The sequence below is a fragment of the Streptomyces sp. NPDC002671 genome, from assembly GCF_053592475.1.
On record NZ_JBSFVU010000007.1, the window covers coordinates 338431 to 356316 of the forward strand.

At 70.1% G+C, this 17886-nt stretch carries 22 protein-coding genes; 12 read left to right on the forward strand and 10 right to left on the reverse strand.

The genetic code is table 11. The annotated features are described in order from the left end of the window. Nucleotides 1-20: 20 nt before the first annotated feature. Nucleotides 21-917, reverse strand: a complete 897-nt coding sequence (locus ACWD35_RS13790) for a helix-turn-helix transcriptional regulator (protein WP_451351398.1) — start codon at nucleotides 915-917, stop codon at nucleotides 21-23. A 102-nt stretch (nucleotides 918-1019) separates the two neighbouring features. Here ACWD35_RS13790 and ACWD35_RS13795 point away from each other — a divergent pair, with 102 nt between their 5' ends. The 3 genes from ACWD35_RS13795 (at nucleotide 1020) to ACWD35_RS13805 (ending at nucleotide 3345) form a co-directional block, all read left to right on the forward strand. Next, the gene (locus ACWD35_RS13795) at nucleotides 1020-2456 is read left to right on the forward strand and encodes an MFS transporter (protein ID WP_451351399.1); all 1437 of its coding nucleotides are present in this window, start codon (nucleotides 1020-1022) and stop codon (nucleotides 2454-2456) included. A 108-nt stretch (nucleotides 2457-2564) separates the two neighbouring features. Then, a complete protein-coding gene (locus ACWD35_RS13800; RefSeq protein ID WP_451351400.1) occupies nucleotides 2565-2786 on the forward strand; it encodes a hypothetical protein in 222 nt (73 codons plus the stop codon). Between the two features lie 163 nt (nucleotides 2787-2949). Next, nucleotides 2950-3345, forward strand: coding sequence for a hypothetical protein (locus tag ACWD35_RS13805; protein ID WP_451351401.1), 396 nt, complete (start codon nucleotides 2950-2952; stop codon nucleotides 3343-3345). Here ACWD35_RS13805 and ACWD35_RS13810 read toward each other — a convergent pair. From ACWD35_RS13810 to ACWD35_RS13820, 3 genes are all read right to left on the reverse strand, one after another. Then, nucleotides 3326-3922, reverse strand: a complete 597-nt coding sequence (locus ACWD35_RS13810) for a TetR family transcriptional regulator (RefSeq protein ID WP_451351402.1) — start codon at nucleotides 3920-3922, stop codon at nucleotides 3326-3328. The genes ACWD35_RS13805 and ACWD35_RS13810 overlap by 20 nt on opposite strands. A 26-nt stretch (nucleotides 3923-3948) precedes the next feature. Further along, entirely contained in the window at nucleotides 3949-4965 is a 1017-nt protein-coding gene (locus ACWD35_RS13815; RefSeq protein ID WP_451351403.1) for an aldo/keto reductase, read from the reverse strand. 65 nt (nucleotides 4966-5030) lie between these two features. Then, the gene (locus tag ACWD35_RS13820) at nucleotides 5031-5654 is read right to left on the reverse strand and encodes a TetR/AcrR family transcriptional regulator (RefSeq protein ID WP_451351404.1); all 624 of its coding nucleotides are present in this window, start codon (nucleotides 5652-5654) and stop codon (nucleotides 5031-5033) included. A 249-nt stretch (nucleotides 5655-5903) separates the two neighbouring features. On the opposite strand from ACWD35_RS13820, the gene ACWD35_RS13825 reads away from it, so the two are divergent. Further along, nucleotides 5904-7979 carry an MMPL family transporter gene (locus ACWD35_RS13825; RefSeq protein ID WP_451351405.1) on the forward strand — a complete coding sequence of 692 codons (2076 nt, stop codon included), beginning with the start codon at nucleotides 5904-5906 and terminating at the stop codon, nucleotides 7977-7979. Nucleotides 7980-8041: 62 nt separating this feature from the next. Beyond that, nucleotides 8042-8779, forward strand: coding sequence for an LmeA family phospholipid-binding protein (locus ACWD35_RS13830; protein ID WP_451351406.1), 738 nt, complete (start codon nucleotides 8042-8044; stop codon nucleotides 8777-8779). 90 nt (nucleotides 8780-8869) lie between these two features. On the opposite strand, the gene ACWD35_RS13835 is transcribed toward ACWD35_RS13830, so the two are convergent. Next, nucleotides 8870-10252, reverse strand: a complete 1383-nt coding sequence (locus ACWD35_RS13835; RefSeq protein ID WP_451351407.1) for a glycine--tRNA ligase — start codon at nucleotides 10250-10252, stop codon at nucleotides 8870-8872. A gap of 172 nt (nucleotides 10253-10424) precedes the next feature. Here ACWD35_RS13835 and ACWD35_RS13840 point away from each other — a divergent pair, with 172 nt between their 5' ends. The 4 genes from ACWD35_RS13840 to ACWD35_RS13855 all read left to right on the forward strand — a co-directional run bounded on the left by ACWD35_RS13840 (nucleotide 10425) and on the right by ACWD35_RS13855 (nucleotide 13591). Beyond that, a complete protein-coding gene (locus ACWD35_RS13840) occupies nucleotides 10425-11405 on the forward strand; it encodes a metal ABC transporter substrate-binding protein (RefSeq protein ID WP_451351408.1) in 981 nt (326 codons plus the stop codon). 17 nt (nucleotides 11406-11422) lie between these two features. Then, nucleotides 11423-12193 (forward strand): metal ABC transporter ATP-binding protein, encoded by a 771-nt coding sequence (locus tag ACWD35_RS13845; protein ID WP_451351409.1) that lies wholly within the window; start codon nucleotides 11423-11425, stop codon nucleotides 12191-12193. Nucleotides 12194-12209: 16 nt separating this feature from the next. Beyond that, a complete protein-coding gene (locus ACWD35_RS13850; RefSeq protein WP_451351410.1) occupies nucleotides 12210-13112 on the forward strand; it encodes a metal ABC transporter permease in 903 nt (300 codons plus the stop codon). Between the two features lie 62 nt (nucleotides 13113-13174). Next, nucleotides 13175-13591, forward strand: coding sequence for a Fur family transcriptional regulator (locus ACWD35_RS13855; protein ID WP_451351411.1), 417 nt, complete (start codon nucleotides 13175-13177; stop codon nucleotides 13589-13591). Nucleotide 13592: 1 nt separating this feature from the next. Here the strand turns inward: ACWD35_RS13855 and ACWD35_RS13860 are convergent, their stop codons facing one another. The 3 genes from ACWD35_RS13860 to recO form a co-directional block, all read right to left on the reverse strand. Then, nucleotides 13593-14096 (reverse strand): YcxB family protein, encoded by a 504-nt coding sequence (locus ACWD35_RS13860; protein WP_451351412.1) that lies wholly within the window; start codon nucleotides 14094-14096, stop codon nucleotides 13593-13595. Between the two features lie 66 nt (nucleotides 14097-14162). Next, nucleotides 14163-15014 (reverse strand): isoprenyl transferase, encoded by an 852-nt coding sequence (locus ACWD35_RS13865; protein WP_451351413.1) that lies wholly within the window; start codon nucleotides 15012-15014, stop codon nucleotides 14163-14165. Between the two features lie 29 nt (nucleotides 15015-15043). Continuing rightward, a complete protein-coding gene (gene recO, locus ACWD35_RS13870; RefSeq protein ID WP_451351414.1) occupies nucleotides 15044-15790 on the reverse strand; it encodes a DNA repair protein RecO in 747 nt (248 codons plus the stop codon). Between the two features lie 143 nt (nucleotides 15791-15933). Here recO and ACWD35_RS13875 point away from each other — a divergent pair, with 143 nt between their 5' ends. Next, complete coding sequence (locus ACWD35_RS13875) at nucleotides 15934-16209, forward strand: hypothetical protein (protein WP_451351415.1); 276 nt, start codon at nucleotides 15934-15936, stop codon at nucleotides 16207-16209. A gap of 13 nt (nucleotides 16210-16222) precedes the next feature. Here the strand turns inward: ACWD35_RS13875 and ACWD35_RS13880 are convergent, their stop codons facing one another. Both ACWD35_RS13880 and ACWD35_RS13885 read right to left on the reverse strand, forming a co-directional pair. Further along, a complete protein-coding gene (locus tag ACWD35_RS13880) occupies nucleotides 16223-16438 on the reverse strand; it encodes a hypothetical protein (RefSeq protein WP_451351416.1) in 216 nt (71 codons plus the stop codon). Then, nucleotides 16435-16653 (reverse strand): hypothetical protein, encoded by a 219-nt coding sequence (locus ACWD35_RS13885; RefSeq protein ID WP_451351417.1) that lies wholly within the window; start codon nucleotides 16651-16653, stop codon nucleotides 16435-16437. The genes ACWD35_RS13880 and ACWD35_RS13885 overlap by 4 nt, the downstream gene beginning before the upstream one ends. A gap of 116 nt (nucleotides 16654-16769) precedes the next feature. Between ACWD35_RS13885 and ACWD35_RS13890 the strand changes: the two genes are divergently transcribed. Next, entirely contained in the window at nucleotides 16770-17603 is an 834-nt protein-coding gene (locus ACWD35_RS13890; protein WP_451351418.1) for a helix-turn-helix domain-containing protein, read from the forward strand. Continuing rightward, entirely contained in the window at nucleotides 17585-17821 is a 237-nt protein-coding gene (locus ACWD35_RS13895) for a DUF397 domain-containing protein (RefSeq protein ID WP_451351419.1), read from the forward strand. The genes ACWD35_RS13890 and ACWD35_RS13895 overlap by 19 nt, the downstream gene beginning before the upstream one ends. Nucleotides 17822-17886: the final 65 nt, after the last annotated feature.

Consider the following 17886-nt stretch of genomic DNA (forward strand, 5'->3'; position numbering starts at 1 on the left):
CCTGCCCGGGACGCCCTCGGTCATACGTCGGCCGGGGCTGCCGCGCCGCGCAGCGCGAGTTCGTACAGCTTCTCCAGCCGCTCCCGCGTCTCCTCGTTCTTCGGGGTGTACGTCACCATCCGCGGACCCGCCTGGGGGCCAAGCCACAGATCGGTGTGCTCCAGGGTCAGGTGGCCCACGTACGGGTTGAGGAACTCCTTGATCTTGGAGCGGTTGCCCACCACCTCGTAGCGCTCCCAGTTCTCCCGGAACTCGGGGGACTCCGACTCCAGGCGCCTGAGCAGCAGCTTCCAGGCGGGTTCGCCGAGGTGGCCGGCGAGGGCGGCGCGCAGGCGGGCGGCCATCAGGCGCTGGGTCTCCTCCAGGTGCACGATCGCCGCCCGCCACTCCTTGTTGGTGTGCACGAGGAGCATGCAGTTGCGGTCCTCCGGCGGAACCGCGTCCAGGTCGCCCAGGAGGCGGGCGTAGGTGCGGTTGTAGGCGAGGATGTCGTAGCGGCTGTTCTGGATGCAGGCCGGGATCGGCTCCAGCTGCCGGAGCAACTCGCGCAGGCCCGCGGTGACGCTGGGGCAGTTCGCGGCGGGGGTCGGGTCGGTGGCGCCGGCCAGCTGGAAGAGGTGGGCGCGCTCGCTGGCGTCCAGCATCAGGGTGCGGGCGAGGGCGTCCAGGACCTGGACGGAGACCTGGATGTCGCGGGCCTGTTCGAGCCACGTGTACCAGGTGACGCCGACCGCGGAGAGGTGCGCGACCTCCTCCCGGCGCAGGCCGGGAGTGCGGCGGCGGCTGCCGCGGGGCAGACCCACCTGCTCGGGGGCGATGCGTTCGCGCCGGCTGCGCAGGAACGCGGCCAGCTCGTGCCGCCGGATCTCCGAGCCCCGGGTCGGCTGCGGCGCGGTCTCCTGGGCCATGGTCGTCATGCTCTCCAGGATGCCGCCGGGCGGAGCCTGTTTCCAGGTAGTTCTTCTACCAGGATGAGCACACTCTGGTACCCGTCTGAGCTTGGCGGCAGGCTCGGTGGCATGACCGACACCGTCACGAGAGGTACGAGTCCGGTTGTCCGTTCGGCGGGGTCGCCGAGCAGGCTGGGCGGGCTGGGTTTGTTCACCGTTCTACTGGCCGCGGCGCTGCCGCTGGTCGACTTCTTCATCGTCAATGTCGCCCTGCCGGCCATCGGCTCCGATCTCGCCGCGGGCGAGGCCGTGCTGGAGCTGGTCGTGGCGGGGTACGGCGTCGCGTACGCCGTGCTGCTCGTGCTCGGCGGGCGGCTCGGGGATCTGTTCGGGCGGCGCAGGCTGTTCCTCGGCGGGATGGCCGCGTTCGGGCTCACCTCGCTGGCCTGCGGGCTGGCCCCGGGCGCCTGGAGTCTCGTCGCGGCGCGGGTCGCGCAGGGCGCGTCGGCCGCCGCGATGCTGCCGCAGGTGCTCGCCACCATCCAGTCCGCGACCAGCGGGGCGCGCCGGGCGAAGGCCATGAGCCTGTACGGCGCCACGGCCGGGCTGGCCATGGTCGCGGGGCAGATCCTGGGCGGGGTGCTGGTCGCGGCGGACATCGCCGGGACCGGCTGGCGGGCGATCTTCCTGGTCAACGTGCCGGTCGTCGTGCTCGGGCTGGTGCTGGCCGTGCGGTTCGTACCGGAGACCCGGTCACAGCACCCCGAACCCGTCGACGGCCCCGGCACGGCCCTGCTCGCACTGTCGCTGCTGACGCTGCTCGCTCCGCTGACCGAGGGCCGGGCGGCGGGCTGGCCGCTGTGGACCTGGCTGTCGCTGGCCGCGTTCCCGTTCGTCGCGGGCGCGTTCTACGCCGTGGAGCGGCGGGCCGACCGGGCGGGGCGCACCCCGCTGGTGCCGCCGAGTCTGCTGGGGCTGGCGTCGCTGCGACGGGGGCTGGCGCTGATCCTGCCGTTCGGCATCGGCTTCAGCGGGTTCATGTTCGTGATCGCGCTGGCCTTGCAGCGGGGGGCGGGGCTCGGCCCGGTCCGGGCCGGGCTCGCGCTCGTGCCGATGGCCCTGGCGTACCTGGTCGTCTCCCTCGCCGGGCCGCGTCTGATCGCCCGCTACGGCACCCGCGTGGTCACCGTCGGAGCCGTCCTTCAGGGTCTGGGTGTGGCCCTGATCCTCCTGGCCGCCTGGCGGGACTGGCCGCACCTGGGCTTCGACGCGCTGCTGCCGGGCGCCGCCGTCGCCGGTGCCGGGCAGGGCCTGCAACTGCCCAACGTGATGCGGCTCGTGCTCTCCGAGGTGCCGCCCGCCCGGGCCGGCGTGGGCAGCGGTGTGATGGTCACCACGCAGCAGTCCTCGCTCGCGCTGGGCGTGGCCACCCTCGGCACCCTCTTCCTCACCCTGGTCCCGCACCTGGGCATGCGGGACGCGCTGGTCACCACGCTGCTGGTGCAGCTGGCCGGGATCGTCCTGACCGGTCTGCTGAGCCTGCGCCTGCCCCGCGCGATGCGCTGAGCCGAAGCGACGCCTTGGCCAACTCGGTGCGAAGCACTCCCTGTTGATGTTGGTCTTGCTGCACACTCCTTGCGGTCGAAGTTGCCGGACGCGGGGAGGGGTGGCGTCATGCCGCAGAGCAGCACGAGCAAGGTCAGCCGCTGGGACCAGCACGGCCGGGAGCATGTCGTGCGGGTGCGGCGCGCGGGCGTACAGCGCACGATCCGGTGCGACACCTGCGGCTGGCGGCGCAGCGCCCAGTTCCTGCCCTGGCTGAAGGCGGAGGAGCATCTGGCCGAGGCACACCAGGCCACGGTCGATCCGGCGGCGGACCGCCAGCCGTCCCGCTGAGGCTCGCCTCCGGTCAAGGGGCGGGTAAGAAACCCAGCTGCCGGCAGGCCCCTTGACCTGGTGCTCTTACCCGGATCCAGGGCTGTTCTGTCCTGCCCCGAGTGGCCGCTCGCACGGACCGGCGCAAGCCTGGAGAAGGTCCACAGAGCGACGGGAGACGACCATGACCTTCGTACTCCGCCACCCCTACGGCCGTGCGCTCGGCGCCGCCGCGCTCTCCGTGGCGCTGGTCTCCGGCGGGACCGCCGGGGCCTACGCCGCCCAGGGCAAGCCGACCCCGACCACCATGGCCTCGATCACCGTGAAGGCCGACAAGACCAAGGTGAAGGCCGGCGACACGGTGACGTTCAGCGGACGCACCAAGGGCCTGAAGATCGGCACCAAGCTGGTGCTCCAGCACCAGAAGTCCGGCAAGTGGACGGCGCTGAGGGCGACCACCAAGGTCAGGAACGGCAGCGCCTACTCGCTGCCGGCCAAGTTCCGCACCAAGGGCATGGAGATGCTGCGGGTCGCGGCCGGCAAGGTCTACTCGCCCACCGTCATGGTGACGGTGAGCTGAGCCCGCGGATCAGCAGGTCCACGACCGCGGTGAACTCCTCCTCGACGCCCGGCCGTTGCCACTCCCGGGCGTAACAGGGGTCGTGGAAGCGGCCGGTGGCCTGGAAGACGGCTCGGGCCGCGGCGGCCGGGGCGGGGGCGGTGAAGGCACCCGACTCGGCTCCGGCCGCGATGATGGTGGCCAGCTGTGCGGTGAGGTCGGCCACGTGCTCGGAGACCGCACCGACGACTTCCTCGGTGAGCACGGTGTAGGTGGCGAACAGCTCCGGGTCGTCGCCCGCCTTGTGCCGCTTGGCCTCGAACAGGGCCGCCAGCCAGGCGCGCAGCCGGTCCTCCGGGGCGCCGTCCTCGCCGACGATTCCGGCCAGTTGCTCCGACGTCCGGTCCAGCCACCGCTTGGTCACGGCCTCCCGCAGCACCGCCTTGGTGCGGAAGTGCCGGTAGACGCTGCCGTGGCTGACGCCGAGCGCGCGGGCCACGTCGACCACGGTGGCCTTGGCCGGGCCGTGACGACGCAGCACCTCCTCGGTCGCTTCGAGGATGCGCTCGGCGGTCAGGGTCTCGGAGGTCGGTGCCATGACCTAGACCGTACCTCGCACCCCGGTCAGTGCTCGCTGTCGAGGTGTGCCATCTGCGCGCTCGGGTAGCGCTCGCCGGCCGCGGCGTCCGCCGGGACCGCCTCCTCGATCGCGGTCAGGTCGGCCTCGTCCAGGGTGACGTCCAGGGCGCCGAGCGATTCGGCCAGCCGCTCGCGGGTGCGGGCGCCGACGAGCGGGACGATGTCCTCGCCGCGGGAGAGCACCCAGGCGATGGCGATCTGCGCGACGCTGACGCCCTTCTGCTCGGCGATCTTGCGCAGGGCCTCGACGAGGTCCAGGTTGTGCTGGAGGTTCTCGCCCTGGAAGCGGGGCGAGAAGGCGCGGAAGTCGCCCGCTCCGAGCTGCCGGTCCCGGCTGAAGTGGCCGGAGATCAGCCCGCGGGACAGCACGCCGTACGCGGTGATGCCGATGCCCAGTTCACGGGTGGTCGGCAGGATCTCCTCCTCGATGCCGCGGGAGATGAGGGAGTACTCGATCTGGAGGTCCGCGACGGGTGCCGTGGCGGCGGCCCGGCGGATGGTCTCGGCGCCGACCTCGCTCAGGCCGACGTGCCGGACGTACCCCTTCTCGATCAGTTCCGCGATCGCGCCGACGGTCTCCTCGATCGGCACATCGGGGTCGAGGCGGGCGATCCGGTAGACGTCGATGTGGTCGACGCCGAGGCGCTGGAGGGAGTAGGCGGCGAAGTTCTTCACGGCGGCGGGGCGGCCGTCGTAGCCGCTCCACTCGCCGTCCGGTCCGCGCAGGGCGCCGAACTTCACGCTGACCAGCGCCTTCTCCCGGTGGGCGGCGGGCGCGGTGCGCAGGGCCTCACCGATCAGCAGCTCGTTGTGGCCCATGCCGTAGAAGTCGCCGGTGTCCAGCAGGGTCACGCCCGCGTCCAGCGCCGCGTGGATGGTGGCGATGGACTCCGCGCGGTCTGCGTCGCCGTACAGCGCGGACATGCCCATGCAGCCGAGGCCGAGGGCGGAGACCTGGGGGCCGGTGGTTCCGAGGGTGCGGGTGTGGGTTCGCGTCGTCATGGCTCCACCTTGACATGACAGCTGACAGATTTCAATATCTGTCATTCCATTTTCGTCAGGATGTGTCAGCGCTGAGCGGTGGTGCCCATCTCGCGCAGGATGCCGAACGCGCGCGGCAGCAGTGCCGGGCCCGAGTCCTCGATGCCCGACGAGCGGCGGGCCCGGCGGGTCCGCAGTACCGCCCGCGCCGCCGACAGGGCCCCGCAGGCGATCACGGCCGCCCTGAGGTCGGCGTCGGGCGTGTCCGGCGGCAGGCGGTGCAGCACCAGAGCGGTCAGGCGCTCTTCGAAGTCCGAGAAGGCCTGCACGAGCCGTGCCGTGACGACGTTCTCGATGTCCTCCAGCGGGTGACTGAGGGCGGTCAGCGTGGACGCGGCGAACGGCTTTGCGGCCGTCAGCAGGGCGTTGCACACCGCGTCCAGCGGATCCTCGTCGGCGGGCCGCTCGGCCAGGGCACTCTCGACGTAGGCGAACAGTTCGACGCCGCCCGGCAGCAGCAGCGCTTCCTTGCTGTCGAAGTAGCGGAAGAACGTCCGCACAGAGACGTTCGCGTATGCGGCGATGTCCGCGACGGTGGTGCCTTCGAAGCCGCGCTCCTTGAACAGGCGCGCACCGCCTTCGAGCAGCAGGCGCCGCGTCTCCTCTTTTTTGCGTTCGCGCAGTCCCGCGGGGGCGATCTCACTCGACATGCCAGGAAGCGTACGGGGTCACCGACGTAGATATGTCCATGGTGCCAATTGTCATGCGTGCCACTTTGTCTCTAGAGTTCGTGTCACTCGTGACACTTTTCTTGGGAGAGCGCCGTGCCCCGACCCCAGCAACCATCCTTGGAAGAGGCTGAACCGGGCGCCGACCGGCACCGGCAGACCACCGCGGTTCCCGCTGCCCGATCCGGGCTCGGTCGCCTCGGGGCTCTCTGCGCCCGGCGCCCTGTGACGGTGATCGTCCTCTGGCTGCTGGTCCTGGCCACCGCCCTCGCCGGACGCCACATCGCCTCACCCACCTTCAGTGACCAGGTCAGCCTGCCCGGCACCGCCTCCCACACCGGTGCCGACCTGCTCGCCACCTCGATGCCCGGAGCCGGCCGGCCCAACGGCAAGGTCGTCTTCCACACCGACTCAGGCACCGTGGCCGGACAGCAGTCCGCACTGGACCGGACGCTGGCAGACCTGCGCGACCTCCCGCACGTCACCTCGGTCTCCGCACCGGCGACCAGCAGCGACGGACGCACGGCCTACACCACCGTCTCCTTCGACCAGCAGCTGAAGGACCTCGGCCACACCTACACCGCCCAGCTGGACACCGCCACCGAGCCGGCCCGGACGGCGGGGCTCGGTGTCGCATACGGTGGTGACCTCGAACAGGTCGTCCGCACACCCGCCAACGACAAGCTGAGCGAGATCGTCGGCATAGTCACCGCTCTCGCGATCCTGCTGCTCGCCTTCGGCAGCGTCCTCGCCGCCCTGCTGCCACTGGTGACCGCGCTGATCAGCGTCGGTGTGGGGCTGGGCATCATCGGTATCGTCGCCGCCGCCATGTCCTTCGCGACGTCCGCCACCACACTGGCCACCATGATCGGACTGGGCGTGGGCATCGACTACGCCCTGTTCCTGACCACCCGCTTCCGACAGGACCTCATCGACGGCCACGGCCCGGTCGAGGCCGCCGCCCGCACCGCACGCACCAGCGGACGTGCCGTCCTCGTGGCGGCCGTGACCGTCGCCGTCGCGATGCTCAGTCTCTACGCGTGCGGACTGAGCTTCATCGGCAAGCTCGGCCTGGCGGCCACCGTCGCCGTACTCGTCACCGCTGCCGCCGCCCTCACCCTGGTGCCGGCGGCACTGGGCCTGGTCGGCCGGCGCATCGACCGGGTACGTCTGCGCCGCCGCCCGGTAGCGGAGAGCGCGGGCGAACATGACGGCTGGCACCGCTACGCGGAACTGGTCGCCCGGCGGCCCTGGACGTTTCTCGCTGTCGGCCTTGCCGTGCTCACCGTTTGCGCGGCGCCGCTGGTGTCGATGCGCCTCGGACACGTCGACGCCGGCGCGGACCGGCCGGGCAGCAGCACCCGTACCGCGTACGACTGGATCGCGCACGCGCCCGGTCGGGGCTTCGGACCGGGTGCGAACGGCCAGGTCGTCACCGTCGTCGACCTCCGCCACGCGAGTACGTCGGCCGACCGAATCGCCGACGACGTCACGCGGGCCTTGAAGGACACGCAGGGAGTGGTGTCGTTCACCTCCGTCCAGCCGAGCAGCGACGGCAGGATCCTCGTCACCACCCTGACACCGACCACGGGTCCGCAGGACGCCGCCACCGGCGCCCTGCTCGAGACCCTCTCCGGAAAGACACTGCCGAAAGCCCTCGCCGGTACCGGCGCCCAGGCCTACCTGACCGGCACCGTGGCGGGCCAGGCCGACTTCCGCAGCACCGTCAGCGAGCGGCTGCCGATCATCATCGGCATCGTCCTGGTCCTCGCCTTCCTCCTGCTCATGGCGGTCTTCCGCAGCGTGGTGATTCCGCTCAAGGCCGTCGTCCTGAACCTGTTCACGACCGCCGCGTCCTACGGCGTCCTGGTCGCCGTCTTCCAGTGGGGCTGGGGCGACTCCCTGCTGGGCCTGTCCGAGTCGGTGCCCATCGAGTCGTACGTACCGATGATGATGTTCGCGATCGTCTTCGGGCTCTCCATGGACTACGAGATCTTCCTGCTCTCCCGGATCGCCGAGACCTGGCAGCGCACGGAGGACAACCGGATCGCGGTCGGCGAGGGGCTGTCCGCGACGGCGCGCGTGATCTCCAGCGCGGCCTTCATCATGACGGCGGTGTTCCTTTCCTTCACCGCCTCACCGACCGTGGTCGTGAAGATGCTCGCCCTGGGGCTGGCGATCAGCGTGATCCTGGATGCCACCGTGGTCCGCCTGATCCTGGTCCCGTCCGCCATGTTCCTGATGGGACGGGCCAATTGGTGGATGCCCCGCCGCCTCGACCGCGTCCTCCCGCGCCTGCACGCCTGACCTTGCGGCCTGTCGCCGCGTGATTGCCCGACTGCCGTCCCGACCCGACCGATCCGGAGTGCGTGACCTTGAACCGTCGCAGGAAGACCATCACCGCTGTCGCGGTCGCCGCGGCCGTGGCCGTAGCCGTCTGTGCCACCGATCTGGTGGTCGAGCACCGGGCCGAACAGCGGGTCGCCGAGGTGGCGTCATGCCGTCTGAAGCCGCGGGGGCCGGTACACGCCGACCTCACCACCCCCCTGGCCGGTCTTCGCGCACTCGGCGGTGACATCGGCGACGTCGACGTCCGTGCCGAAGGGGTCCGGCGCCAGGACGTCGTGATGGACGTCGCCGTCTCTCTGAAGGACGTCACGACGGACGGCGCCAGCGACGGCGGCACCGCCAGCGCCACCATCGGCTACGACCAACTCGACCGGCACATGGGTTCGCTGGGCAACGGGCTGACACCGGGCGGCCGGGACGGCGACCTCACCCTCAGTGGAAGCGTCGGCAGCCTGGGCCTGCCCGTCACCGTCGTGGCGAAGCTGTCGACACGGACGAACGCGGTCACCATCACCCCGACGACCGTGACGGTCCTCGGGCGCAGTGTCCCGGTCGGCGATCTGACCGCCCTGCCGTCCGCCGCCCGACTGAAGGACGAGCTGAAGCCACGCACCGTCGCGGTCACCGGACTGCCCCGGGGTGTCGCCCTGACGTCGGCGCACGCCGGGGACGACGGCCTGGTCCTGGACTTCTCGATAGCACGCCAGGCTGTTCTGGGCACGGGCAACCGTTCCGGCAGCGGCTGCGCGCCGGCGTGACCCAGGGCCGTTGAAGCAAAAAAGCCCACCCACCCGGCCGACAGTGTCGGGCGGGTGGGTGGGCAAGAAACGGCTTAAGCGCCGCAGGCGTCAGCAGCCCAGCAGGCGACTGGCGAGGTAGCCCTCGATCTGGTCGAGAGACACCCGCTCCTGCTTCATCGAGTCACGCTCGCGGACGGTCACGGCGTTGTCCTCGAGCGTGTCGAAGTCGACGGTCACGCAGTACGGCGTACCGATCTCGTCCTGGCGGCGGTAACGGCGGCCGATGGCACCGGCGTCGTCGAACTCGATGTTCCAGTTCTGGCGCAGCGCCTGCGCGAGCCCCTTCGCCTTCGGGGACAGCTCGGCGTTGCGGGACAGCGGAAGGACCGCCACCTTCACCGGAGCCAGACGGTGGTCGAGGCGCAGCACCGTGCGCTTCTCCATCTTGCCCTTGGCGTTCGGGGCCTCGTCCTCGATGTACGCGTCGAGCAGGAAGGCGAGCATCGTCCGGCCGACACCGGCCGCCGGCTCGATGACGTACGGCGTCCAGCGGTCGCCGGCCTCCTGGTCGAAGTACGTCAGGTCCTGGCCGGAGGCCTTGGAGTGGGCGCCGAGGTCGTAGTCGGTGCGGTTGGCGACGCCCTCCAGCTCGCCCCACTCGCTGCCGCCGAACTGGAAGCGGTACTCGATGTCGGCGGTGCGCTTGGAGTAGTGGGAGAGCTTCTCCTTCGGGTGCTCGTACCAGCGCATGTTCTCCTCACGGAGGCCCAGGCCGGTGTACCAGTTCCAGCGCTGCTGCATCCAGTACTCCTGCCACTGCTCGTCCTCGCCCGGCTTGACGAAGAACTCCATCTCCATCTGCTCGAACTCGCGCGTGCGGAAGATGAAGTTGCCCGGAGTGATCTCGTTGCGGAACGACTTGCCCATCTGGGCGATGCCGAACGGCGGCTTGCGGCGCGAGGTGGTCTGCACCTGGGCGAAGTTGGTGAAGATGCCCTGGGCGGTCTCGGGGCGCAGGTACGCGACGGAGCCGCTGTCCTGCGTCGGGCCGAGGTGCGTCGACAGCAGACCCGAGAACTGCTTGGGCTCGGTGAACTGGCCCTTGTTGCCGCAGTTCGGGCAGTTGATGTCGGCCAGGCCGTTCGCCGGGGCGTGGCCCTTCTTCTCCTCGTACGCCTCTTCCAGGTGGTCGGCGCGGAACCGCTTGTGACACGAGGTGCACTCGGTCAGCGGGTCCGTGAAGGTGGCGACGTGACCGGAGGCGACCCAGACCTCGGGGGCCAGGATGACGGACGAGTCGATACCGACGACGTCCTCGCGCGACGTCACCATGTAGCGCCACCACTGACGCTTGATGTTCTCCTTGAGCTCGACACCCAGCGGTCCGTAGTCCCAGGCGGCACGCTGTCCGCCGTAGATCTCACTGCACGGGAAAACGAAGCCACGGCGCTTGCTCAGGCTGACGATGGTGTCGATCTTGTCGGCGGCCACGGTGCTCTCTTCATTACGACGACGGGCGTTGAAGCGAGATGCTTCCAGCGAATGATTCAGGTTACCGGCGCAGGCTCCCCCTCGGCCAAATCGGCCCCCTGCCAAGGGCCTCCCACGGCCCCTCACGAGGGCTTGTTGACAACGGTTTCCATGTTTGTTGAAAATGACTGTCATGAACGTACGACGACGCCTCATACCGGCCGCCGCGATCACCGCGGCCGGCGCCCTCGGGATCGGCACGCTCTCCGCCTGCTCCACCAGCGCCGCGGCCGGGAACACCAGCAAGTTCGACGTCGTCACGTCCTTCTATCCGATGGCCTTCCTCGCCGAGCGGATCGGCGGCAGCCACGCGCACGTCACCACGCTCACCTCCCCCGGCCAGGAGCCGCACGACCTGGAGCTCAGCCCCCGGCAGATCGGCGGGATCGAGGACTCCGACGCCGTCCTGTACCTGAAGCACCTCCAGCCCTCCGTCGACGACGCGGTGGCCCAGTCCCCGGTCAAGACGAAGATCGACGCGGCCTCCCTGACCACGCTGGAGCAGCACGGCAACGAGGTCGGCGGCCACGCGGCGGCGCACGACACGGGGGACGGCGAGCAGCCCGGCGAGGAGTCGGGGCAGGACTCCGGCGCCAAGGACCCGCACATCTGGCTCGACCCCGTGCGCTACGCCCAGGTCGCCGAGGGCGTCGGCAAGGCCTTCGAGAAGGCCGACCCCAAGAACGCCGCCGACTACAAGAAGAACACCGCCGCCCTGGTCAAGCGGCTGAACGACCTGGACAGCCGGTTCAGGGACGGCCTCGCGCACACGAAGACCAAGGTCTTCATCACCACACACGCCGCCTTCGGCTACCTCGCCGAGCGCTACGGCCTCACCGAGGAGGCCATCAGCGGCCTCGACCCCGAGTCGGAGCCGAGCGCCGAGCGCGTGAAGGACCTGGAGAAGCTGGCCAAGGCGGACGGCGTCAGCACCGTCTTCTACGAAACGCTGGTCAGCGACAAGACCGCGAAGACCGTCGCGGGCGACGCGGGCCTGGGGACGGACGTCCTCGACCCGATCGAGGGCATCACGAAGAAGTCCCGCGGCACCGACTACTTCTCCGTCCAGGCAGCGAACCTCAAGGCGCTCCAGCAGGCTCTGGGCGCCAAGTGACGGGAACAGGAGACACGATGGCCGGCGAATCCGTCATAGCCATGCGCGGGGTGACCGCCGAACTCGGCGCGCGCCCCGTCCTGCGCGGCATCGACGTCACCGTCAACCGCGGCGAGGTCGTCGCCCTGCTCGGTGCGAACGGCTCCGGCAAGTCGACGGCCGTGCGCAGCGTCATCGGCCAGGTGCCGATCAGCGGCGGCACGATCGAGCTGTTCGGCACCCCACGCCGGTCCTTCCGGGACTGGGCGCGCGTGGGCTACGTACCGCAGCGCACCACCGCCGCGGGCGGCGTCCCCGCCACGGTGACCGAGATCGTCTCCTCGGGCCGGCTCTCCCGCACCCGCTTCGGCGTCTTCCGCAAGGCGGACCGCGAGGCCGTGCGCCGGGCCCTGGAGCTGGTCGGCATGGCGGACCGCGCCAAGGACTCGGTGACCGCCCTCTCCGGCGGCCAGCACCAGCGCGTCCTGATCGCCCGCGCGCTCGTCGCCGAGCCCGAACTGCTGATCATGGACGAGCCGATGGCCGGCGTCGACCTGGCCAGCCAGGAGGTGCTCGCCCACACCCTGCGCGAGCAGGTCACCGCCGGTGCGACGGTCCTGCTGGTCCTGCACGAACTCGGGCCCCTGGAGCCGCTGATCGACCGGGCGGTCGTCCTGCGCGACGGCTGCGTGCTGCACGACGGCCCGCCCCCGCAGGCGCTCGGCCAGCACGCGCTGCCCGGCCACGACCACGTACACCCGCACGCACCCGCGGGCACCGAACCCACCCGCACGGGACTGCTGAGCTGACGGGACGCTTGAGCTGATGGAATTCCTGAACTACGCCTTCATGCAGCGGGCGCTCATCGCGGCCGTCCTGGTCGGCATCACCGCGCCCGCGATCGGCATCTACCTCGTCCAGCGCCGCCAGCCCCTGATGGGCGACGGCATCGGGCACGTGGCGATGACCGGCGTCGGCCTCGGCTTCCTGCTGCACGCCTCACCGGTGTGGACGGCCACCGCCGTCTCCGCGCTCGGCGCCGTACTGATGGAGCTGATCCGCTGGTACGGCAAGACGCGCGGCGACATCGCCCTCGCGATGCTCTTCTACGGCGGCATGGCCGGCGGCGTGATGCTCGTGAACATCGCGCCGGGCGGCTCCACCGCCAACCTGACCTCATACCTGTTCGGCTCGCTGTCGACGGTCTCCCCGTCCGACGTGAACGCCATCATGATGCTGGCCGCGTTCGTGGCCCTCGTGACCCTCGGGCTGCGCCGCCAGCTGTTCGCGGTCAGCCAGGACGAGGAGTTCGCGCGGGTCACCGGGCTGCCCGTGCGCGCCCTCAACCTGCTCACGGCCGTCACCGCGGCGGTCACCGTCACCGTCGCCATGCGGGTGGTCGGCCTGATCCTCGTCTCGGCGCTCATGGTGGTGCCGGTCGCCGCCGCCCAGCAGCTCACCCGCAGCTTCGCCGCGACCTTCGCGATCGCCGTCGCCATCGGCGTGACCGTGGCGATCAGCGGCACGGTCACCTCGTACTACCAGGACGTCCCGCCCGGCGCGACGATCGTGCTGCTGACCATCGCCGCGTTCGTCGCGCTCACCGCCCTGGCCACTCCCCTGGCCCGGCGACGCGCCCGTGCGGCGGCCTCGGCACAGCCTCCGGGCGACCCCGCCGAGTGCTCGATTCCGGCCACGCGGAAGGCCGCGGACGAGGTCGGCGTCTGACCGCGGACAGCCCGGGCTGGCACAATGGCCCGGGCAGAGGCGAGACGTGTGAGGAGACAACGGTGACGACCGCTGGACCGCCCGTGAAGGGGCGCGCAACCCGCCAGCGTGCCGCTGTGGCCGCGGCCCTCGACGAGGTCGACGAGTTCCGCAGCGCGCAGGAACTGCACGACATGCTCAGGCACAAGGGCGACTCGGTCGGCCTGACCACGGTCTACCGCACTCTCCAGTCCCTCGCCGACGCCGGCGAGGTCGACGTCCTGCGCACCTCCGAGGGCGAGTCCGTCTACCGCCGCTGCTCCTCCGGCGAACACCACCACCACCTGGTCTGCCGCGTCTGCGGCAAGGCGGTCGAGGTCGAGGGCCCGGCCGTGGAGAAGTGGGCCGAGGCGATCGCCGAGGAACACGGGTACGTCAACGTGGCGCACACGGTGGAGATCTTCGGTACGTGTGCGGAGTGCGCGGCGGCGAACGACTGATCTAGAGGCGGGTGATATGCCCGTCGAGCAGAGCCCGGAGGGCGTCCACGCCCCCGGGCTCTCGTATGCCCCGCTTGGGCAGCACCGTGAGGCAGGAGGCGTCCTTGTCGCCGCTGAGCAACACGAAGAGATCGGGCGTCTCCGCGTAGCGGGGCGCGGCGGTCCAGTTGAGGTGGCTGGAGCCGCCCATGTTGGTGACGGTCACACCGTCGTCCCCGGCCACGGCACGGTACTCGCCGTGCCGGGCGGCCAGTTTGTGGAACTGGCGGGCCATGAGCACCGGCCGGAGCACGAACAGCATGGCGACGACGAAGACGCCGGGCACCAACGACCCCATGTCGACGCCGTCTCCCTTGGCCAGCGGCACCACGGAGGCACCGACCAGCGCGGCCACGCTGATCAGCGCCAGGCGCTGCATCCGGCGGGCCGCGGTCGACGCCTTGGCCCGCGCGGCCAGCGCCTGTCTCATGTCCTGCCGGGTCGGCTGGTACACCAGCTCGACCACATCCCGATCCTGATCCTGCGTCGTATCCCGCCCCATGTCCATGAGGCGGGATAGTAGCGCCCGCGATCAGCTGCCCTCGGGCTCGCCCCGCATCGCCGCCTCCATCGCCAGCAGCTCCTCGTTCGGGACGGCTCCGCCGAAGCGCCGGTCGCGGGAGGCGAATTCGACGCAGGCCCGCCACAGGTCACGGCGGTCGAAGTCGGGCCACAGCACGTCCTGGAAGACCATCTCGGCGTACGCGCTCTGCCACAGCAGGTAGTTGGAGGTGCGCTGCTCACCGCTGGGGCGCAGGAACAGGTCGACGTCCGGCATGTCCGGGTAGTACAGGTACTTCGCGAAGGTCTTCTCGTTGACCTTCGACAGGTCCAGGCGCCCCGCCTTCACGTCCGCGGCGAGGGCCTGCGCCGCGTCGGCGATCTCGGCGCGCCCGCCGTAGTTCATGCAGAAGTACAGGGTGAGGAGATCGTTCCCCTTGGTCTGCTCCTGGGCGATCTGGAGCTCCTTGGCGACCGACCGCCACAGCTTGGGCATACGGCCCACCCAGCGCACCCGGATGCCGAGTTCGTCGAGCTGGTCGCGGGTCTTGCGGATGAAGTCACGGTTGAAGTTCATCAGGAAGCGGACCTCGTCGGGCGAGCGCTTCCAGTTCTCGGTGGAGAAGGCGTAGAGGGAGATGTTGCGGACGCCGGCCTCGATCGCGCCCTGGAGCACGTCCAGCACCTTCTCGGCACCGACCTTGTGCCCCTCGGTACGCGGCAGCCCGCGCTCCTTGGCCCACCGCCCGTTGCCGTCCATGACGATCGCGACGTGCTCCGGGACCAGCTCGCCGGGGAGCTTCGGCGCGCGGGCACCGGACGGGTGCGGCTCCGGCGCCTTGTACTCGCGCCGCTGGCGCCCCAGGATCCCGCGTACGACCATGGTTCGGTTCTCGCTTCCGTTACTTGCTCTTACTTTTCCACGTACCGGAGTGAGCGCAGCCCGCGCTCCAGATGCCAGTGCAGGTAGGCGGACACCAGCCCGCTGCCCTCCCGGACGTACCGAGCCTCGCACGCGTCCGCCGTCTCCCAGTCTCCCGTAAGCAGCGCGCCGAGCAGGACCAGGGTCTGCGGGGACGGTACGACACTGCCCGGCACCCGGCAGTCGACGCAGACCGAGCCCCCGGAGGCGACGGAGAAGAACCGGTTCGGCCCGGGCATCCCGCACTTCGCGCAGTCGGTGAAGCTGGGGGCGTAGCCGTTGACGGCGAGGGACCGCAGCAGGAAGGCGTCGAGGACGAGGTGGGGCGCATGCTCGCCGCGCGCGAGGGTCCGCAACGCGCCGACGAGCAGCAGATACTGCTGCACGGCGGGCTCGCCCTCATGATCGGTGAACCGCTCGGCGGTCTCCAGCATGGCCGTCCCGGCGGTGTAGCGGGCGTAGTCGGTGACGATCCCGCCACCGTACGGCGCGATGGTCTCACTCTGCGTACAGAGCGGCAGCCCGCGCCCGACCAGCTCACTCCCCCGCGCGAAGAACTGCACGTCCACGTGGGAGAAGGGTTCGAGGCGGGCGCCGAACTTTGATTTCGTACGCCGCACCCCCCTGGCCACGGCCCGTACCCTCCCGTGCCCCCGGGTGAGCAGCGTGATGATCCGGTCCGCCTCACCCAGCTTCTGGGTGCGCAGCACGATGCCGTCGTCGCGGAACAGACTCATGGGCCCATTCTCGCGCACCGGGGACCCTCAGCCGCTCGTCCGGGTGAAAGCGGCCGATACGCCCGGCCCGGGCCCACCCAGGTCCGTAGCACTCTCGGTATGAGACTGGAACGCGTCACCATCATCATCCCCGGCGAGACTGCGTGAGCACCTTGAAGCCCTTCTTGTACGACGTCGGGGCGCTGATCGCCGCGGAAGGGAACCAAGTGGCCTTCTGGCGGGCCCACCGCTCCTACCTGACCGCCGGCGGCATACCTCTCGTCCCCGCGCCCGTCGTGTCCCAGGCCTGGCGGGACGGTGCCCGCCAGGTGCAGCTGGCCCACCTTCTCAGCGGATGCGACATTCCGCCCCTGGATCACAATCTCCTGGATCACATGGGCCCGACCGGCAAACAAGCCAGGATCTGGGCTCTGTCCTGACGCCCGCTGGGCTTCACGGCACTTCGCCGCGGCTGCGCGCGTTCTCGTACGCCGTGGCCGCGCGCAGCCGCTCGGCGGGGGTGGCTCCGCGGACGGCACCGGGCTCGGCGTCCCACTCCCGCCCGCCGCCGTACGGCCTCAGCTGGACGTACGGCCCCTCGTACCCCATGACGATCCCGATGCGTCCGTTATCCGTGTCCACGACATGACTACCGACGGGCGGTTTCACGGCGCGATCACCCCCAAGGCCGCCGCGAGCCGACGCGCGGTCTCCACGGAACACCGGCCCAATTCGACAAGCGGACAGGGCGCCTCCCGCGCGAGACTCACCGGGTCGAGCCCGAGGGAGGGCAGGGTAATCCCGGCCTTTTCCAGTGCCGCCCGCAATTCCCTCAAAGCCTCCTCCGCCTCTTCGACACAGAGCGCCGAGTGTCGTGCCGCCATGTGGCTTCCTCTTTCTTCTTCGATTTCACGCTTCGTGCCTCCAGGGTGACGCTCCGCCAGTAGGCTCGGCAGCAATCTGCGCCCTACAAGTACGAGGCAGGTCAAGGGGGTTGGCTATGGCCAACGGTTCGCGGCAGGCGGCGTGGGAGTTCTTCGGAGCGGAGTTGAAGCGGCGGCGGGAGGACGCGGGGATCACCCAGGTGGAGCTGGGGGCACGCGTTTTCGTTTCCGGCGGATACATCGGCCAGTTCGAGCAGGCCATCCGGAAGCCGCAGCTGGATGTGGCACAGCGGCTCGACGAGGTTCTACAAACCGACGGCTTTTTCGAGCGGCTTTGGCGAAAGCTCATCAAGGATCAGCCGTATACGGAGTACTTCGCGCATGCCGCGGAGCTGGAGCGGACGGCGACGGAAATCTGCGAGTTCGCGCCAGCGGTGGTGCCAGGGCTGCTGCAGACCCGGGAGTACGCGCGGGCGGTGTTCCTGGCGAGCAATCCACTCGCCCCCGACGAGTACATCGAGGAGTTGCTCAAGGGACGCATGGACCGCACACGGCTCCTCAGGGACGCTACACGGCCCAAGTATTGGTTGGTCCTCCATGAGACGGTACTGCGCATCGCCGTCGGCGGACCGGCAGCCATGGCACACCAGTTGGAGCACATCGCGGCGCTGATGCGGGAGCGCAAGGCGGTGGTGCAGGTGCTGCCGTTCACAGCGGGCGCCCACCCGGAGATGGGCAAGATGATGTGGCTCATGGAGTTCGAGGACGCCCCACCAACTGTCTATACAGAAGCCGTGCTTTCGGGGAATCTGCTGGACGAACCCACGGTGGTGAAGCGGAACCGGGCGTCTTACGATCACATCAGGGCCGCCGCGTTGTCGCCGGAGGCGTCCCTGGCCCTGATCGAGTCGGTGGCGGAGGACTACAGACGATGCGCGAGTACGACCTGAGCAACGCCCGCTGGCGCAAGAGCAGCTACAGCGGAGGCAGCGGCGGGGAGGCCTGCATCGAGGTGGCCGACGGAGTCCCCGGTGTCGTACCCGTCCGGGACAGCAAGGTGCCCGGGGGTGCGGTGCTGGTGATCAGGTCGGCTGCATGGACGGAGTTCATCGGTGCTGTTGGGGCCACTCGCTTCGTTGCCAGTGTCGTGCTTCCGCGAGGCGAGTAAAGGGCGCTCCCGTTCCGCTGCGCTCCACTCCCGCGTCGCCTTCGGCGATGGCCCTTCGGGCCACC

Bases quoted from the DNA above. Each gene is read 5' to 3' on its own strand.
- ACWD35_RS13790 (WP_451351398.1), bottom strand. From the start codon at position 917: ATGACGACCATGGCCCAGGAGACCGCGCCGCAGCCGACCCGGGGCTCG.
- ACWD35_RS13795 (WP_451351399.1), top strand. From the start codon at position 1,020: ATGACCGACACCGTCACGAGAGGTACGAGTCCGGTTGTCCGTTCGGCG.
- ACWD35_RS13800 (WP_451351400.1), top strand. From the start codon at position 2,565: ATGCCGCAGAGCAGCACGAGCAAGGTCAGCCGCTGGGACCAGCACGGC.
- ACWD35_RS13805 (WP_451351401.1), top strand. From the start codon at position 2,950: ATGACCTTCGTACTCCGCCACCCCTACGGCCGTGCGCTCGGCGCCGCC.
- ACWD35_RS13810 (WP_451351402.1), bottom strand. From the start codon at position 3,922: ATGGCACCGACCTCCGAGACCCTGACCGCCGAGCGCATCCTCGAAGCG.
- ACWD35_RS13815 (WP_451351403.1), bottom strand. From the start codon at position 4,965: ATGACGACGCGAACCCACACCCGCACCCTCGGAACCACCGGCCCCCAG.
- ACWD35_RS13820 (WP_451351404.1), bottom strand. From the start codon at position 5,654: ATGTCGAGTGAGATCGCCCCCGCGGGACTGCGCGAACGCAAAAAAGAG.
- ACWD35_RS13840 (WP_451351408.1), top strand. From the start codon at position 10,425: ATGAACGTACGACGACGCCTCATACCGGCCGCCGCGATCACCGCGGCC.
- ACWD35_RS13845 (WP_451351409.1), top strand. From the start codon at position 11,423: ATGGCCGGCGAATCCGTCATAGCCATGCGCGGGGTGACCGCCGAACTC.
- ACWD35_RS13850 (WP_451351410.1), top strand. From the start codon at position 12,210: ATGGAATTCCTGAACTACGCCTTCATGCAGCGGGCGCTCATCGCGGCC.
- ACWD35_RS13865 (WP_451351413.1), bottom strand. From the start codon at position 15,014: ATGGTCGTACGCGGGATCCTGGGGCGCCAGCGGCGCGAGTACAAGGCG.
- recO (WP_451351414.1), bottom strand. From the start codon at position 15,790: ATGAGTCTGTTCCGCGACGACGGCATCGTGCTGCGCACCCAGAAGCTG.
- ACWD35_RS13885 (WP_451351417.1), bottom strand. From the start codon at position 16,653: ATGGCGGCACGACACTCGGCGCTCTGTGTCGAAGAGGCGGAGGAGGCT.
- ACWD35_RS13890 (WP_451351418.1), top strand. From the start codon at position 16,770: ATGGCCAACGGTTCGCGGCAGGCGGCGTGGGAGTTCTTCGGAGCGGAG.
- ACWD35_RS13895 (WP_451351419.1), top strand. From the start codon at position 17,585: ATGCGCGAGTACGACCTGAGCAACGCCCGCTGGCGCAAGAGCAGCTAC.